Origin of the sequence: Olleya sp. ITB9 (genome assembly GCF_001315805.1) — a bacterium.
Classification (GTDB): Bacteria; Bacteroidota; Bacteroidia; order Flavobacteriales; family Flavobacteriaceae; genus Olleya; species Olleya sediminilitoris.
This window is the reverse complement of the sequence record NZ_BCBW01000033.1, coordinates 81,374-98,996: the sequence shown is the minus strand read 5'-3', so window position 1 is coordinate 98,996 and position 17,623 is coordinate 81,374. Positions and strand designations below refer to the sequence as shown.

Annotated in this window: 16 protein-coding genes; 5 read left to right on the top strand and 11 right to left on the bottom strand. The window is 32.3% G+C overall.

Going from position 1 to position 17,623, the window contains the following annotated elements:
* Window positions 1-3: 3 nt before the first annotated feature.
* On the bottom strand, window positions 4-1,353 hold the full coding sequence (locus tag ITB9_RS09375; protein ID WP_054852022.1) for an NAD(P)/FAD-dependent oxidoreductase: 1,350 nt from the start codon (window positions 1,351-1,353) through the stop codon (window positions 4-6).
* A gap of 196 nt (window positions 1,354-1,549) precedes the next feature.
* Between ITB9_RS09375 and ITB9_RS09370 the strand changes: the two genes are divergently transcribed.
* The 5 genes from ITB9_RS09370 to ITB9_RS09350 all read left to right on the top strand — a co-directional run bounded on the left by ITB9_RS09370 (window position 1,550) and on the right by ITB9_RS09350 (window position 6,291).
* Window positions 1,550-2,266: a DUF547 domain-containing protein gene (locus ITB9_RS09370; RefSeq protein WP_054852021.1), complete on the top strand. Its 717-nt coding sequence runs from the start codon at window positions 1,550-1,552 to the stop codon at window positions 2,264-2,266.
* A gap of 42 nt (window positions 2,267-2,308) precedes the next feature.
* On the top strand, window positions 2,309-3,172 hold the full coding sequence (locus ITB9_RS09365; protein ID WP_054852020.1) for a transporter: 864 nt from the start codon (window positions 2,309-2,311) through the stop codon (window positions 3,170-3,172).
* A gap of 73 nt (window positions 3,173-3,245) precedes the next feature.
* Entirely contained in the window at window positions 3,246-4,244 is a 999-nt protein-coding gene (locus tag ITB9_RS09360; RefSeq protein ID WP_054852019.1) for a glycoside hydrolase, read from the top strand.
* Complete coding sequence (locus ITB9_RS09355) at window positions 4,245-5,498, top strand: POTRA domain-containing protein (protein ID WP_054852018.1); 1,254 nt, start codon at window positions 4,245-4,247, stop codon at window positions 5,496-5,498.
* A gap of 34 nt (window positions 5,499-5,532) precedes the next feature.
* Window positions 5,533-6,291, top strand: coding sequence for a metallophosphoesterase family protein (locus ITB9_RS09350; RefSeq protein ID WP_054852017.1), 759 nt, complete (start codon window positions 5,533-5,535; stop codon window positions 6,289-6,291).
* 12 nt (window positions 6,292-6,303) lie between these two features.
* Here ITB9_RS09350 and ITB9_RS09345 read toward each other — a convergent pair whose 3' ends face one another.
* The 10 genes from ITB9_RS09345 to ITB9_RS09300 are packed head-to-tail and all read right to left on the bottom strand — an operon-like array spanning window position 6,304 to window position 17,609.
* Complete coding sequence (locus tag ITB9_RS09345; RefSeq protein WP_054852016.1) at window positions 6,304-6,999, bottom strand: TIGR04283 family arsenosugar biosynthesis glycosyltransferase; 696 nt, start codon at window positions 6,997-6,999, stop codon at window positions 6,304-6,306.
* A gap of 32 nt (window positions 7,000-7,031) precedes the next feature.
* Window positions 7,032-7,937, bottom strand: a complete 906-nt coding sequence (locus tag ITB9_RS09340; protein WP_082396152.1) for a DUF547 domain-containing protein — start codon at window positions 7,935-7,937, stop codon at window positions 7,032-7,034.
* On the bottom strand, window positions 7,934-8,815 hold the full coding sequence (locus tag ITB9_RS09335) for a sterol desaturase family protein (RefSeq protein ID WP_054852015.1): 882 nt from the start codon (window positions 8,813-8,815) through the stop codon (window positions 7,934-7,936). Before ITB9_RS09335 ends, ITB9_RS09340 begins: the two co-directional genes overlap by 4 nt.
* A 56-nt stretch (window positions 8,816-8,871) precedes the next feature.
* Entirely contained in the window at window positions 8,872-9,684 is an 813-nt protein-coding gene (locus ITB9_RS09330; protein WP_054852014.1) for a purine-nucleoside phosphorylase, read from the bottom strand.
* Entirely contained in the window at window positions 9,665-10,285 is a 621-nt protein-coding gene (locus tag ITB9_RS09325; protein ID WP_054852013.1) for a TIGR04282 family arsenosugar biosynthesis glycosyltransferase, read from the bottom strand. Before ITB9_RS09325 ends, ITB9_RS09330 begins: the two co-directional genes overlap by 20 nt.
* Window positions 10,286-10,291: 6 nt before the next feature.
* The gene (locus ITB9_RS09320; RefSeq protein ID WP_054852012.1) at window positions 10,292-10,804 is read right to left on the bottom strand and encodes a rhodanese-like domain-containing protein; all 513 of its coding nucleotides are present in this window, start codon (window positions 10,802-10,804) and stop codon (window positions 10,292-10,294) included.
* A 4-nt stretch (window positions 10,805-10,808) separates the two neighbouring features.
* Window positions 10,809-11,636 carry a metallophosphoesterase gene (locus ITB9_RS09315; RefSeq protein WP_054852011.1) on the bottom strand — a complete coding sequence of 276 codons (828 nt, stop codon included), beginning with the start codon at window positions 11,634-11,636 and terminating at the stop codon, window positions 10,809-10,811.
* A complete protein-coding gene (locus ITB9_RS09310; RefSeq protein ID WP_054852010.1) occupies window positions 11,621-12,955 on the bottom strand; it encodes a sodium:solute symporter in 1,335 nt (444 codons plus the stop codon). Before ITB9_RS09310 ends, ITB9_RS09315 begins: the two co-directional genes overlap by 16 nt.
* 3 nt (window positions 12,956-12,958) lie before the next feature.
* A complete protein-coding gene (locus ITB9_RS09305; RefSeq protein WP_054852009.1) occupies window positions 12,959-14,404 on the bottom strand; it encodes a SusD/RagB family nutrient-binding outer membrane lipoprotein in 1,446 nt (481 codons plus the stop codon).
* A 10-nt stretch (window positions 14,405-14,414) separates the two neighbouring features.
* Window positions 14,415-17,609 (bottom strand): SusC/RagA family TonB-linked outer membrane protein, encoded by a 3,195-nt coding sequence (locus tag ITB9_RS09300; protein WP_054852008.1) that lies wholly within the window; start codon window positions 17,607-17,609, stop codon window positions 14,415-14,417.
* Between the last annotated feature and the right edge of the window lie 14 nt (window positions 17,610-17,623).

Genomic DNA, 17,623 nt, shown 5'->3' with positions numbered 1-17,623 from the left:
TGTTTAGGCTTTGCTAAAAATACGCTTCCAACTTTTTTTATGCGCAGTAAGATTGGTGTTAAATTCGCTGTTGTATTGTGTTAAAATTTCATTTTCATAAGCTTTATAAAACTCAGGATCAAAATTAGCGTCCTTTAAATAGGTCATGACGTAATCTAGATCTTGTTTTTCGGTCAACCATTTATCAAAAATTTCATGTCGCATTCTAATCCCGAAGGTGTTTATTCCAAGAAATACTTTGGAGTCTTTGTGGTAAGCAACGGTTATGCAAATGTTTTCTTTTTGGTGCTTCCAATGGAAATGTTTTTCGTACTCAGGACGTCCACGCTCTCCAAACACCCATCCGTAAGTTTGGTATTCGATATCTAAAAATTTCGCGCTATTAAACCAATGACCAGGTTTGTATCGTAGTCTATTACCACAAATGGTTTGTGCTAAAGTTTCTCCCATCATACGTCCTGTGTACCAAACAGCTTCAATTGGACGTCTGTTACCAATAGCTTCGTGTTGTTCAGCACAATCTCCGATAGCATATACATCTTTGATGTTAGTTTCTAGGTAACGGTTGACAAGTACACCTCGTTTGGTTTCTATTTTAGAGTCTTTTAAAAATGAAATGTTTGGAGATACTCCAGCAGTCAGTCCAACAAGGTTACAAGTTATTTCTTCTCCTGTTTCTTCAATAATTATGGATTTTACGTTTCCGTTTTCGTCCGATTTGATTTCTTTTAGATTAGTGTTTAATCTTAAATCAATGTGGTGATTTTTAATGTGTCTGTTAATCATTTGACTTTCGCCTTCAGGTAAAACACCATTCCAAAAACTAGTCTCTCTAACTAAAAAAGTAACTGGTATGTCTCTTGAATTTAGCATTTCTGCCATTTCAATACCAATTAATCCTCCACCAACAATTACAGCATGTTTACAAGTTTTGTTATCTGGTGCAGTTTGCTGCATGTTATCTAAATCTTGTTTACTGTATAAGCCTTGTACACCTTTTAGATCTTGTCCTGGCCAATCAAATTTATTAGGTTTACTTCCTGTGGCAATTACCAATTTATCATAAGTCATTGTATTGCTTTCAGCAAAATGGAGTGTTTTGTTATCAGTATCTATAGCATTGACATAACCTTTTTTTAAGTCTATACGGTTTTTCTCCCAAAACCAATTTTCGTAAGGTTGGGTGTGTTCAAACTTCATGTGACCCATGTACACATACATTAAAGCTGTACGAGAAAAAAAGTAATCCGTTTCGGCAGAAACAATAGTAATTTTTTTATCTGATAATTTTCTGACGTGTCTTGCTAGAGTAACTCCAGAAATTCCGTTTCCTATAATGACGATGTGTTCCATAAATTGAGATTGTTAGATAGTCTGTCGGTTTTAAAATTAAAAACTTAATTAGTTTAGTAGTTTAGAATGGGTTTAAATTACTAATGTTTGTAAGGTTTTGAAAAATATTTAGACGTCAATTTTTTTTTTTTTTGAAAGTTTTCATTAAATGTTAAGACTTAATTAATGTTACAAAGATTTAAAACTTAACATAAAGATGAAAAAGAACCTAATACTATTGCTTGTTGTCAGCGGATTATTTTCCGCGAAAGCGCAAACCCTTAACGACTTTTTTACACAAACAGACGCCTTTTTAAAATCCTACGTGGTTAAAGGTAAAGTAGATTACAAAGCGGTAAAACAAAACGTAGCTAGTTTAAACACAATTTTAACTATTGCAGATCGTATTACTGTAGACCAAACAGATGCTAATAATTACCAAGCCTTTTGGATTAATGCTTACAACTTGTCTGTTATTAAAGGTATTGTTGATAATTACCCAATAGCCTCACCATTGGATAAAGCTGGTTTTTTTGATAAAACAACGTACAGTTTAGCAGGACAAAAGGTGACATTAAACACCATTGAAAATGAATTGTTAAGAGCCAAGTTTAATGATGCAAGATTTCATTTTGTACTTGTTTGTGGTGCTATAGGTTGTCCGCCTTTAATTGCTAATGCTTATTTACCAAAAACATTGGAAGCGCAATTAGAACAACAAACAAAATTAGCGTTAAATGGTGATTATTTTGTGAAGTTAAACGACAAAAAGAAAACAGTTGAAGCTTCTGAAATCATGAAATGGTACAATGAAGATTTTGTACAAAATGGTATGACCGAAATTCAATTTATAAATAAATATAGAGCCAATACAATACCTGAAAATTATAAGTTAAAGTACTTTTCTTATAACTGGAAACTTAATAAACAATAAAAAAAATATAACGCTTTCGCGGAAAGCAAAACAAAAAAAAGCATGAAAAAACTAACTTTACTACTAATCGCTATTGCAACTTCAATAACTGGTTTTTCTCAAGATGATGACACTTCAGGAAGTAATATTCAAACCTACACACCTTCAAAATTATTAAGTCAAGACCAATGGGATATTAAGTTTTTTAATAACCTTTATACACAAACAGAAAGTACGTTTACATCTGGTAAAGAAGCTAGAGAAACTTATTTTACATCAACCGTAGATGTATTTACAGGTATTAGTGCTAACAACCGTTTTAATGTTGGTTTATTATTAGAGTTTAGGTCTAATGTAATTGGAGATCGTGATGCTTTAGATGTATTTAAATTTGATGGCGAAACAAATACTGCACGTTCTGGTTTTACCTCTTTTGCGCCTGCAGTTAAATTTAATCCTATTAAAAGGGTTAGTAATTTTACTATCCAGACCGCGTTTCATATTCCTTTAGTTGATAACGAAAGTGAAAACGGAGTGTTTTTAGACCAAAAAGGGTTTACGTTTCAAAATCGTTTTTTTTATGATTATAATTTTAACTCAAAATGGCAATTATTTACAGAGCTTAATACAGAATATCACTTTGGTAAAAAAGAAGATAGTTTTGCTAATAACAGTTTAAGTTTAACACCAGGTTTGTTTTTAAGTTATTTCCCGAGTTCTAAATTTACCGTTTTAGGATTAGTACAACACTCACAACGTATAGATACAGGTAATGATTTTGAACAAGATTTTACTGCAGTTGGTGGAGGAGCAAAATACCAAATTAGTGATGTGTTAAATATTGAAACCTTGTATTCTAAATTTGTTAGAGGAAGCAATACAGGTTTAGGACAATCTTTTAATATTGGTTTAAGAGCCTTATTTTAATAAGTAATATTAATTTAAAAGTAAATATATCCTGCTGAAAAGCGGGATTTATTTATATTTAGTCAAAAAAATAATGCGCTTCATTCAGATTTTACTTATTGTAATATTACTTCAATGTTGTACAGCACAAGACAAAAAAATAAACGGAGTAAGTTTTGTGGCGCACAGAGATAGTATTACTCAGCAAAATATCAATCCACTTTTAAATGTTAATGCCAATTATGCTGCCATTATGCCTTTTGGTGTTATTAAAGATTTAGCTCATCCTGAGGTTAGTTATGGAGCCGAAAGACAATGGTTTGGTGAGACTAAAATAGGTGGCAAACAATATGTAAATGCCTTAAAAAAAGATAACATTAAAATCATGCTTAAACCACAACTTTGGGTTTGGCATGGCGAGTTTACTGGTTTTATAACAATGAAAACCGAAGCGGATTGGAAAATCTTAGAAGAAACTTACACTAAATATATTCTAGATTTTGCTCAAGTGGCTCAAGATACAAAAGCAGAAATTTTTTGTATTGGTACAGAATTAGAGAACTTTGTGGAACAGCGACCAGACTATTGGATTAATTTAATTACTAAGGTCAGAGCTATTTATAAAGGTAAATTAACTTACGCAGCTAATTGGAATGAGTACACAAAAACACCTTTCTGGGAACAATTAGATTATATTGGTATTGATGCCTATTTTCCGGTTAGTGATAGTAAAACACCTACTGTAGAAGAGTGTTTAAAGGGCTGGATAAAGCATAAAAAAACAATAGTAGAGTTTACTGAAAAATATAATAAACCAATTTTGTTTACTGAGTTTGGTTACCGTAGTGTAGATTATGCAGGTAAAGCACCATGGACTGTAGATAGAATTGAAGAAAAAGTAAATCTAGAAGCACAGGTTAATACTACCAAAGCTTTATTTGAAGCTTTCTGGAAAGAAGACTGGTTTGCAGGAGGTTTTGTCTGGAAATGGTTTATAAATCATGACAAAGTTGGAGGTGTGGATAATAACCGTTTTACACCACAAAATAAACCTGCAGAAACCCTTATTAAAGAACATTATAAAGTAAATTAAATGAAGTATTTATTATTTGTTTTAACCTTTTTTGGAGTTACAATTGCGCAATCGCAAAACATTACTGATTTAAAAATACAAGGCAATAAAAAGCTAAAATCTAGTTTTGTCAAAAAAGTAGCTAATGCTAAGCCTGGTGCAGTTTTAGATAGTATCCAGTTGGACGAAGATATTAAGTTGTTAAAACGATTACCTTCAGTTTCTCATGCGTATTATCAAGTATTTCCTTCAGAAAATGGAGATTATAATGTGTTTTATAATATCGAAGAAAATTTTACAATAATACCTTCTTTTAATGTGTATACTTCAAATGATGGCGAGTTTGCTTACAGACTTGGAGTGTATGAGTTTAATCTTTTAGGGCAAAATATGATTTTTGGTGGATTTTATCAAAAAGACATATTCAGTTCATATGGTATAAATTTTAGAGCACCTTATTTGTTTAGTCGTCAGTTTGGTTTGGCAATTAATCATCAGGATTTACAAACCTTAGAACCTGTTTTTTTTGATAATACCACTTCAGATTATAGATACAGAAACAAATCTTTTGAAGTTTTAGGATTGTATCAACCTAACTTTAATAATCGTTTTGAGTTTGGTATTAATTCCTTTTTAGAAGAATATGAATATCAGTCAGGAGCAACAAGTCCTGACGTACCTCAAGCCTTAAGCGTTAATAAATTATTATATAAAGCTATATACGAATACAATAATCTAGATTACAATTACCAATACGTTTCGGGTTTTAAAAGTCAATTAAATGTACAATATGTGACGTCTACAAGTGATGACTTACCTGAGTTTTTAATTGGATGGAATGATTTTAATTATTACAAAAGAGTAGGGCAAAGAGGGAATTGGGCAACACGTGTTAGATTAGGGTTGTCAAGTAATGACGAAACCCCTTTTGCACCATTTTCAGTGGATAATAATTTAAATATTAGAGGTGTTGGTAATACCATTGATAGAGGTACAGGAGCAGTCGTTTTAAATACAGAGTATAGACATACATTATACGAAAAAGGTTGGTTTGCACTACAAGGTAATGCGTTTGTAGATGCAGGAAGTTGGAGAAATCCTGGTGGAGATTTAGGGGATTTTGGTGATGCCGATAACTTACGAGTGTTTCCAGGACTAGGCTTGCGTTTTATACACAAATCTATCTTTAATGCCATTTTTAGAATAGATTATGGTTACGGAGTTTCAGAAAAGGATGGTCAAGGATTGGTCTTTGGTATCGGTCAGTATTTTTAATAATAGTCTTAATTTAATTAAATATTAAGTATATATGAAATCAAACAGAAACTTTGTAGTTGGTGATATTCATGGAGGATTAAAAGGGTTAAAGCAATTGTTAGAGCGTATTGGTTTGACGGAAGAGGATAGTTTTATATTTTTAGGAGATTATGTAGATGGTTGGAGCGAATCTGCACAGGTTATTAAGTTTTTAATGGAGTTTTCTAAGCAATATAATTGTGTTTTTATAAAAGGAAATCATGATGTTTGGTGTGAACAATGGTTAGAAGATAAAACCGTAAATCAAGCTTGGTTTGTTAATGGAGGCGAAGGTACAATAGCAAGTTATAATCAGTTTTCAGACGAAGACAAAGCCATGCATTTACAGTTTTTTAAACAAATGAAGTTGTATTACCTTAATACTAATAATCAATTGTTTTTGCATGCTGGATTTACATCAATGCATGGAGTAGATAAAGAAATACATCCTGAGACTTTATATTTTGATAGAACCCTTTGGGAAATGGCAGTCACTATGGATAAAAGAGTAAAAAAAGACTCTGTATTATATCCTAAACGTTTAAAACATTATCACGAAATTTATATAGGTCATACACCAACTATTAGATTTAACTCCGATCAACCTATGCAAGCCATTAATGTATGGAATATTGATACAGGAGCTGCATTTACTGGTAAAGTTTCAGCTGTAAATATTGATGACAAAACCGTATTTCAAAGCGATAATTTGCCTAAGCTATATCCAAACGAAACAGGGAGAAATAGTACGTCTTATAATTCAACTAAATAAAATTTAAGGTTATTAACGCTTACATATTTTATTTAAATAATAATTATGCAACTCTTTTGCAGAAGCACCAAACCATTTTTTTATATAAATGACTAAATAATGGTATTGTAGTGTCCAAACGCCATGTTTTTGATATAACCTAGCTGAGGTTTTAAGCTTATGATTAATTACAACAAATTCTTTACGTTTATATAGTTCGTTAATTAAAATATTGTCTTCGTAGATAATATAGTTTTCATCATAACCACCAATATCATTAAATAACGCTTTGGTTATAAACTGACTTTGATCACCACCACGACTTGCTCGCCAAGAAAATTGAGTTAACCAACTAGTAAAACGTAACCACCAATGGTTGCTATCAAATTGTAATCTAAAACAACCTGCATTATTACCTTTTTTAATTTCATCTAAAATTAACTGGTCATATCTGTTAGGTGGAAAAGAATCTGCATGTAAAAAATAAAGGATATCTCCTTTTGAAGCTTTGGCACCAAGATTCATTTGTTTAGCACGACCTTTTTCAGAATGTAAAACTTTAATATTTAAACCTAATCCTTGGATAATTGAAACGGTATTGTCTGTACTTCCACCATCCACAACAATAATCTCTTGAATAGTATTTAAGGATGCATTATCAATTAAATGATATAATACCTCTGTTATATGCTTCGCTTCGTTTAAAACCGGAATAATAATACTTATCATGCTGTATTTACGTAAGTTTTATTAGGTTGGTTTTAGTTATTTAAGTCCCAGTTGTAATCTTTGTAGCTAATTTTAGCTTTCGCTGAAATAGTTACTTCTGTATACTTGTTTAAAAAATCAATCAAACTTCCGTTTTGCTCAAAATCCTTATCAAACCATCTAAATATTTTAGATAATTTTAATGTGTTTTCTGAGATTTCATTTCTGTTTGTATCACTTAAAAACTCTTGAGTAGCCAAGGTTAATTGTTGTTCTAAATTATCTGCTGTAAATGCAGTGTTTTGTAATTTAGGACAAGAGTAAGAGGCACAAACAATAGCAAAATGTATACGTGGTTCGTTCATTTTACGTAGTATTTTATGCTCTATATCTTCAAGATTATACCATTTGTCACCAAATTGCCATAAGCGTTGTTCCCAAGGGTTTTTGATGTCTTTTATGCTTTTTACAGGATAATTTTTTATAATTAAATCTATTGTTAATGCGTTGTATGCATTAATCCAAAAGGCTAGTTTTTCTTCTTTTGACCAATCTTCTATTGTTTCAGCGTGTGTTAAAGCATCGATGTAAATAGCAAGAGTAGTTTTGTCTTCTCTAAATTTTTTGTAATCTACATTTCCTGAGATAGAAACATGCTTTTGTAAAAGCTTATTCCATCTTTGGTGATTAAAAGTTTCTGTTTTTGTTCCCTTAGGAGGCAAAGGTGGAAGAGGTATTTTTTCTGTAAGTTTTATAGTTTCGGTATGAGAAGAAAGTGTGTCCTTTTTTACAGTATTGACTATATCTTTTTTACTTTCAGCTTCAGCTTCAGCTTCAGCTTCAGCTATAGCTTCTTTTTTAATTGTATTAGTTACTATTTGGGTATTTGAGGTAGTTTGTTTTGTGCTTTTACAAGCGCAAAACAAGACCAATAATGCTAAGGCTAAAAGTTGTTTCATTTTTTTAAGGGATATAATTCTTGACTTATAAAATCTTTAGGGAAGTTCTCATCTCCTTCAAAACCTAACTCGATATCACGACCATCATGCGGAATGTAATTGGTTTTAAAAATATAATCCCAAATACTTAACGTTATACCAAAATTAACACCAAACTTTGTGTGTTCTGGCAAGTGTTTTACATGATGCCAAATGTGCATTTTTGGATTGTTAAATACATATTTTAAAACACCATAATCCCAACCTAAATTAGCATGATTTAAGTGTCCAATAGTTATTGCAAAAAAGTGGACTATTGCAACGTGTTGCGCATCAAAACCGCCAATTATGGCAATTGGTATGTATAACATGGATTTATATAAAACCGGTTCCATCCAATGGTAGCGTAAATGAGCAGCAAATCCCATTTCTTTAACACTGTGATGTACTTTATGGAAGTTCCATAAAAACTCAAAGCGATGTAAAAGGTTGTGTGTCACCCATTGTGTAAAATCAGAAATTATAAAGAAAATAAATAGTCCTAACCACAATGGTAAATTATCTACATCAAACAATTGAAAACTTGAAATAGATAAACCAACAACTCCTAAAATATCATCAAAAAAACTTGCAGCAGTATTAGATAAAGCTATTAATACAATAAGATTTAGTAAAAAGAAATTAAAAAACATGTAAAACGTATCTAACCAAAAATCTTTACGGAAAATAGATTGTTTTTTACGCCAAGGAAAAATAATTTCTAAACCCCAAACAACTAATGATATTATGATTAACCCATAAAAATAGTTGTCCCAATTATTTGGGAATATAATCTGGTGTTTTAAATAGTTCCAATAGCCAAAGTAGGCGTTTTTTATTATTTCTAAATACTTTTCCATAGCTGGCTAAATTAGCCTTTTAGTTACTTTTTTGATGTAACTAAAGTTACATCGTGTTATAGTTTTTCTATCAACCCTTTAAATAGTGCAATCATATCTGGTTCTGCTTTATTAGCCATTGCTATAATTTCGCTAATGTCTACAGGTTTTAGATTACTTGGGTCGCATTCGTCTGTTAAAACTGACACTGCAGCTACTTTTAAATTTAAATGATTAGCAACAATTACTTCTGGGACAGTACTCATCCCAACTGCATCTGCACCAATAATTTTAAGCATGCGGTATTCGGCTCTAGTTTCTAATTGTGGTCCAACAACACTAGCGTAAACACCTTCATGTAATTTTATATTATTAGCTTTTGCTATAGCTTTAATTTTTGCATTTATGTCTAAATCATAAGGTGCACTCATGTCTGCAAAACGTTCGCCAAGCTCAGCAACACCTTTAAAAGCTAGAGGAGAACTTCCTTGTAAGTTAATATGATCGTCAATAAGCATTAATTCACCTTTCTTAAAGTTTAAATTAATAGCACCAGAAGCATTAGATACCAATAGTGTTTTGATACCCAATTTTTCCATAATTCTAACTGGGTAAGTAACATCTTGTAAGCTGTAACCTTCATAAACATGAAAACGACCTTGCATTACAATTACTTTTTTTCTAGCTAAGGTTCCGTAAATTAATTTTCCTTTATGAAACTCGACAGTAGCTGTAGGGAAATTAGGAATGTGATTATAGCTCACCTCTTGAATTACCTCAAGCTCATCAGTTAGTTTTCCTAATCCAGTACCTAAAATAATACCAACTTCTGGTTGGTCAAATCCTTTTTCTTTTAGGTATTCTACGGTTTTATTTATTTGTTTTATCATGTTCAATTAAGGCTTTTAAGGTTTGGTTGTTGGATATATCTTCGTATGTGTCAACATCATTTAATGGTTCTAACAAAAATACGTTTTCCTTAACTAAATCTTTCATGGTGTCTTCAAAAACTGTTTCTGTTCCCCAAGATTTATTTTCAAAAATTGCTGGATGCAATTGTTTCATTCCTAAAAGATAATAGCCACCATCTATTGCAGGTCCAATCACTGCATCATTATTATCTAAAGCGTCAAAAGCTTGATTAATATGTTCGGGTTTTAGATCATATAAATCGCTACCAACAATAACTATTTTAGTATAGCCAGAATCAAAACCAGTTTTAAATGCATTAGACATTCTTACACCTAAGTGGTCACCAGATTGTTGCTGTTTTTGGTAAATATCAGCATTCCAAAGGTCGTTTTCTCTAATTTTAACCGAGTAATATACTGCTTTGTCACTGTCTATTTGTTGTAAAACACTTTCAGTGTGTTCTAATAATTTTTTATATATCGCTAAAGCGGAAATATTGCCAATAGTCTTAGCTAATCTTGTTTTTACTTTTCCTAACTCAGGGTTTCTGGTAAAGGTTATTACTAGATTTTTATGCATGAATTTTTATTTTTTTGTAGAAGTTGTCTCAAATACTTTAATCCCTTTAGTTAACCATTTGCTCCAAGCTTCATTAAAAGTATGTATTTGTTCTGTTTCATTGTCTTCGGAATCTACTACAGTAAAATCATTGTTTTTCCACTCAAAAATGCCACCATACAGATTAAGTACATTGGTGTAGCCTTCATCTTTTAGTTTTTTAGCAATGGTTTCTGATCGTATTCCTAAGGAGCAATACACGACTATTTTTTGATCTTTATTAGTGTGTTTTTCGGTAACCGTTTTGATGTCAAAAAAATCGTAACCTACCAAAGTTGCATTTTTAATATGACTAATTTCAAATTCTTTAGGTTCTCTTGCGTCTAAGATAATAGCGTCAGTTTTTGGCATTGCCAATTCTTGAACGGTAATGTAGGGAACACTGTTTTTATTGTGTTTTTTTAGTAATTCATCTAGTGTGTCTTGCGCTATGCTTTGTGCAGCAAAAAGACTTATAAATAAAAATAATATTGTTTTCATAATGTTATAAATTAATTCCGAAACCTTGTAATCCACTTTCAATAGCTGGTAAAATCTCGGTATTATCCCAAATACCAGTCACTATTGTTCTTGCGTATTCTTCTGGTAACAAACCGTTTTTCATTAAACTATTAGTTAGCTTATAGTTATAGTCGAGCGTATGATGCGTAAATTTCATTTCACCATTAATGTCTTCTAAAATGGCATACCAAACTTGTGGTGATCCATCATTAGCAGGCATACCAATAACACCTGGATTTAGCCATAATTTGTTGTCTTGCTCATGACTAAAAGGTAACCCACAATGTCCAGCAATAATAACATCGCTTTTAGTTGCATCTATTGTTTTTGCCTTAATATTCCAGTCTGTAGATTTAAATACAAATTCTGATACATTAAAATAATCACCATGGACAACGGTTACTTTTTTATTAGCATAATTAAAAGTGATATGATCCGGAAACATTGCTAAATACGCTATCGAGTTTTTACTTAGTTTGCTTTGTGCATAAGGATACCAAAGTTTAGAAAACCCATTACATCGTGAGCCTTCTGTAAAATCGCAACCGCAATCTGCTTCACCTTTAGTTAATTGGATTTCTACATTACCTAAAATACTTTTGGCTTTCCATAATTTTAAAAGCTGTACCGTTTCTTCGGGTTGTGCACAATAGCCAACAACATCTCCTGTGCAAATACAGTTTTCTGGAGCAATATTTTGCTGTTCAGCAATAGCTTTAAGTGCTTCTAAGGCTTGAAGATTACTGTAAACACCTCCAAAAAGCAAGACTTTACCAGATAATGTGCCTATATTATTTATTGTTTTATCCATCTAGGAACGAAATATAAAAGGTTACAACTAAAAATGCCCCAAACATTGACCCAAAGTAAATCAGCATAACGACCCTTTGTAAAAATTAAAGCTTCTGGGAACACTTTGAATACTAATAAAAAACCAAAAATTATACCACAACCAATACTTAAATAGAAGCTAATTTTTGGCACTTTATAACTCCAGAATACAAATATTGGTGTTAAACCAATGACCATAGTTCCAGATATTGTGGTGGCAGAAAGGATTTCGGCATTAAAAAAGATTGGGATTGTACCAAGTACAGCAATTGCTACCATTGCTAGTCTACCAAATGTTAGACTTTTACCTAATCCCAAATCGACAGCTAATAATTTTGAAAACGATGAAAACGTTGAATCTAAGGTTGATGCTGCTGAGGTAATCATAATAAAATTAATAACTAATAATACCACAACTCCAAATGCTTTTCCAACCTCCACAGCTGCTTGCCCTTTTAAACCTTGAGTTTGTGCATATACACCAATTAAACTAAAAAGTATGATGCAAATAGCACCTAATAAACTAGCCCATAAAAAGCTTTTTCTAGTCACTTTTGGCGAACTGATAAAAGCTCTGTCAGTTAGTACAGGATCATGAAAAGGATAGCTAAAAGATTGTATTATTGCTGCAAAAAACAGGTTTAAACCTAGTTCAAAACTCCAAGTTCCAGAGTTTACAATGTCTTTTGTATTAAAATTTTCAACTGAAAAAATAGTATATAAAATAATGATTAATAGTACAGAAAATAAGACCATTTGTATCACATCTGTAAATATTGAGCTACTCAAACCACCTTTTATAGCATAGCTTAATGTTAGTAATGTAAATACAATTATAGCAGTGTAATAGCTAGTACTTCCTGTTTCACCAAAGTAAGAGCCAATAACCATGGTATTACTCCAAACCTCATTAAATAATCTAATAATAATTAAAAACGTGAAGACTCCAACCGCTTTTTTGCCAAATTTACTAGTTAAAAAGTCATGAATACTTGTAAAGCCACCTTTGGTACGTAATTGATAAAATAGTAATCCAGCAACTGCAAAACTGAGATAATATCCAGCATAAGCGACACCTCCAACTAGACCAAAATCTAATCCTAAATTGGCAGCATTAGTAATACTTTTGGCAAAAATCCAAGAGATTATTAAACTACCAGTTAGTACTAAAACATTTGGCGACTTTTTGTTGTGATTGGCTTTAAAAAAAGATGTAGTAGTTTTTGCATAAGGTGATAAGGCAAACAAGATTAAACTTGAAGCTATTACTAAAATCCATTGCCAAATTTCTGTACTCATTTTTTAGTTTTGGTCCCACCAAACTGGGAAGTTAATATCGTTACCATTAGTTGCACTTGCTGCTTGATTATAGTTTTCGGCATTTAAAGCTTCTTCTTCTGCAGGATAAGGCATTCTGACTGGTATTAATCCATTGTTTAAACTTGCAGATATTGCATTAAACTCAGGAAAACCTGTACGTCTGTAGTCTACCCAACCTTCATATCCATTTATAAGGTTAGCAATCCATTTTTGGGTGATAATTTGTTGTAAAGGCGTTGTTCCAGGTGCATTATAAGCAGCATTGGTTGTTAGGTACGTTGCAGGTAAATCGGTTTGCCAATACTCAAAAGCATGTGCGACTCCTGTTTCATATAATTCTTGTGCATTGGCGCTAATTAATCCTTTTAAAGCAGCTTCAGCTAAAATAAAATGAACTTCCCAAGAGGTTATAAAATTAGCATCTAAAACCGAAGTGTCTTCTCTAAATGCACTTCCAGCTAATGAATAGTCTGCCAAAGCAATTGATGTTGATGAAGCATCAATACCATTAATCAATCCATTAAATTGATTGGAAGACGAGTTTTCAAAAGGTTTGAAAAACGTGCTTATTCTATCATCATTTAGGTCAATTAAAATATTTTCCATGGTTTCTGATAGAACAAAATTATTAAAATCTCCTATTCTTAATTGAGCCAATCTAAAGCTGTTTGGATCTGTGTTTGTAAAGTTGAATATAGCATTTTCAGCTGTAGCTGAAATATAATTATCTTCATTATATATGGTTTGTAATTCAATTGAAACATCCACTTGATCGGAAATACGAAGCAAATATTTTAATTTTAAACTATTTGCAAATTTTACCCAAGCGTCTAAATCACCATTAAATAAAATATCTCCTTCCAACGGAATCGCTAGATCGTAATTGGTAATAGCTTCAATCCCTTTATCAAGGTTATCTAATATCCCATTTTCATTTAAATAAATAGATTCTTGACTGTCATAACTTGGTGTAACGGTCCCCTCAATTCCATTAAAGGCTTCAAAATAGGGCACATCACCAAACAAATCTGTTAATCCTGCTGCCATGTATGCTTTTAAAATTAAAGCAGGACCTTCATAGACTTTAAAGGTTGAGGTGGTTTTGGATTGTGTTAATATAATCTCGTTATCACGTAAATTGGTGTAAAATATTGGCCAAGGATTTCCACCTAATTGTGGCGATTTTAAGGCGTGTCTGTCAAATAAATTGAAATCTAAGGCAGTCCTGTGTTGCGATAATAAATCTCCAGCAACAAAACCTTCATAACTCATTTGTTCTCCAAAATCATAAATAACCTGACGTAGTAGCAAACTAGGTTGTACTGTGTTTGGCGCATTAGGATTGGTGTTTATGTCTTCAAAGTCTTTAGTGCAACTTGTCATTAAAAGAAGCGTAAAAAAACTTAATATGTATAATGTGTTTTTCATGATGTGTCTATTAAAAATTTAAACTTGCTTTTAATCCAAAACTGCGTGATGTGGCATAACTCATGTCTTCTACACCACTAACAAAACCGTTGCCTTGTACTGCTAATTGTTCTGGGTCAAAGTGTGGGTTTTCAGTAATAACAAATAGGTTTTTACCAATTAAAGACACTGCAATGTCTCCTCCTTCTTTTAAGCCTAAAAAGCCTTCTTTTAATTTAAAATTGTAACCAACAGAAAATTGTCTCAACTTTAAGTAAGACGCGTCATAGATGTTATTTTGCTCTTGATTTCTGTCATAAAATTGTCTGTAATAGCTTTCTGCAGATATAGCTACAGTATTTGGTAAACCTGTATTAACATTAACTCCTTCTGCTACAATACCTTCGTCAGGTCTGTATTCTGTTTCGGCTAATTGTCCTCCAACATTACCTAATGCGCTAGTTCTTGATACAATTTCGCCACCTTGTCTCCAGTCAAATAAAAAGCTTGCAGTCCAATTTTTATAGCTAAAGTCATTGTTCCAACCTAATGTGAAATCTGGATTATAATTTCCAAGTTTCTGCAAAAAATTATTGCTGATGTAATTCCCTTGGTCATCTAAAACAAATTCTCCAGTTGAGTTAGTACTATAACCTGTACCATAAATATCTCCAATCTGTCCACCTTCTTCAACTTGAAACCAAACCGTTTGATTGGCACTATCATAAATTCGGCTATAAGCCAAGGTTAAACGTCCATCTTCTTGAGGTAACTCTTCTATAGTTGCTTTGTTTTTAGCAAAATTGAAGGTTGTATTCCATTTAAAATTAGACGTCTTAATAGGAGTGAAGCCAGCAATAATTTCGACACCAGTCGATTTTACTTTTCCACCATTTACAACTTGTTGTTCATAACCGGATGAAATTGGTATTGGTAATGAAATTATTTGATCTTTAGTTATGGCATTATAATAGGTAAAGTCAAAACGAATACGATCTTTCAAGAAACGTAAATCTGCACCAAATTCGTAATTAGTGGTGCTTTCTGGTTTTAATTCTGAATTAGGAATAAAATCTTGATTACTAAAAGTAGGTTGACTGTTAAAAGGTGTTTGCGATACAAAAGCTCCGGAAGTTTGATATGGATTAGTATCGTTACCAACTTGTGCCACACTGGCTCTTAGTTTTGCAAAAGATACAGCTTCAGGAAGCTCTGTAACATTAGATAAAATAAAACTGGCTGAAGCCGAAGGATAGAAAAAAGAAGTACCATCAACCGAAAAAGGTGTTGCTAAAGCACTAGACCAATCATTACGACCAGTAATGTCTAAAAATAGAAAATCTTTATAGCCTAATTTTGCAATTCCATAAAAGGAATTGATACGTTTTTTAGATTCAAACTGAAACACTTCAATAGGTGATGCTGCATTATTTAGATTAAAAATTCCAGGTTGCGCCAAACTAACCGTTTGTGATTGCTTGGTTGATGCTGTTTGGTTTAATCGGTTTCCACCAATAGATACATCTAGTTTAAAATCGCCAAACGTATTATTGTAATTTAATAGAAAATCGGTATTAACTTCTCTGTAAAACACATCATGTTCTGCGTAAGCACCATTTTGAAAACGATTACTAGAATAGGCACGTTTTAGTAGTCTTTTTTCAGAGGAATAATCCATTCCTGTTCTAACCTGAAGATTTAAATGGTCTGTAAATTTATGTGTAATAGCAACGTTTCCGAAGACACGATCACGATTAAAACTATTTGTGTTTTCGTATAAAATAAAATAAGGATTATCAAAAAACGTATAGTTAAAACTATATTGTTGTACACCTTCTAAACCTGGTTGCCAATAGTTTTTTAAACTATTAATATCAAGACTTCGTGGTCCCCAAGCTACCAAACTGTAATTTACATTTTCGCTACCATAACCGTTAGATGGTCTGTTATCACTTGTAGAATTGGTGTAAGATAATGAGGTTGAAATAGTCGTTTTTTCTGTGGGCTCAAAATTTAGTTTTGCAGCAACAGTTTGTCGGTCTAAATTTACACCAGGAATAATAGATTCGCTTCTTAAATCTGTAAACGATAATCTATAATCACCAGTATCAAAACCATTAGAAATAGCAATATTGTTTATTGTAGTAATTCCTGTTTGGTAAAAATCTTTTAAGTTATCTGGATTAGATTGAAATAAGGTTGGTGTAATAGCGTCACCAGAATATAAAGCAGTGTCTCCACCACGTACAACAGTTCCGTTTGCTAATGTCACTGGACTATTAAACTGCGGAACGTAAATACCAGCATCCAATTGTGGTCCCCAAGAATAGGTGATATTATCATTAATTCCGCCTCCAAGACCATCAACGTATTCAAATTGTCCAGAATTACCTTGACCGTAACTATTCTGAAATTCTGGTAATCTAAACGCATTATCAACAAATAAAGACGTATTAATGCTAATCCCTAAACCTTTGGTTTTTTTACCATCTTTGGTTTTAATAACAATCACTCCGTTGGATGCACGCGTACCATACAAAGCAGCAGCACTTGGACCTTTTAATACAGAAACCTCTTCGATATCGTCTGCATTAACTTCCATAGCTCCATTTCCAAAATCTATTTCCTGAAAACCAGCAGCAGCTTCGTTTGTAAAGTTAAAAACAGTATTGTTGTTAATTGGGACACCATCCACTACAAATAAAGGATTGTTGTTAGAAAATGAGGCTTCACCACGAATCGTTATTTTTGAAGACGATCCAACACCTGTAGCACCTTGAGATACTGTAACACCTGCAAGTTTACCAGCAAGATTATCAATAAAGTTAACCGTTTTAACTTCGGTTAAACCTTCACTTTTTAAAGATTGTACCACATATCCAAGTTCTTTTGTATCTCGTTCTAGACCCAAAGCAGTTATAACTACTTCGTCTAAATTAGAGGTGTCTTCTTCTAAAATAACATTAATAACCGATTGATTATTAATTGCAATTTGTTGTGTTTTGTAACCAATAAATGAGAATGTTAAGTTTTCCGTTTTCTCAGAAATTGTAATAGAATAATAACCGCTGTTATCGGATATTGTTCCGTTATTTTGGTCTGCCAAAATATTAACGTACGCTAAAGTTTGACCATCTTGTGCACTTGTTACAGTACCTGTAATTGTAGTTTGTGCAACGCTAAATGTACAAACAAGTAGCAAAGCACATAAGTAAATGTGTTTCATTTAAGTTAAATTAG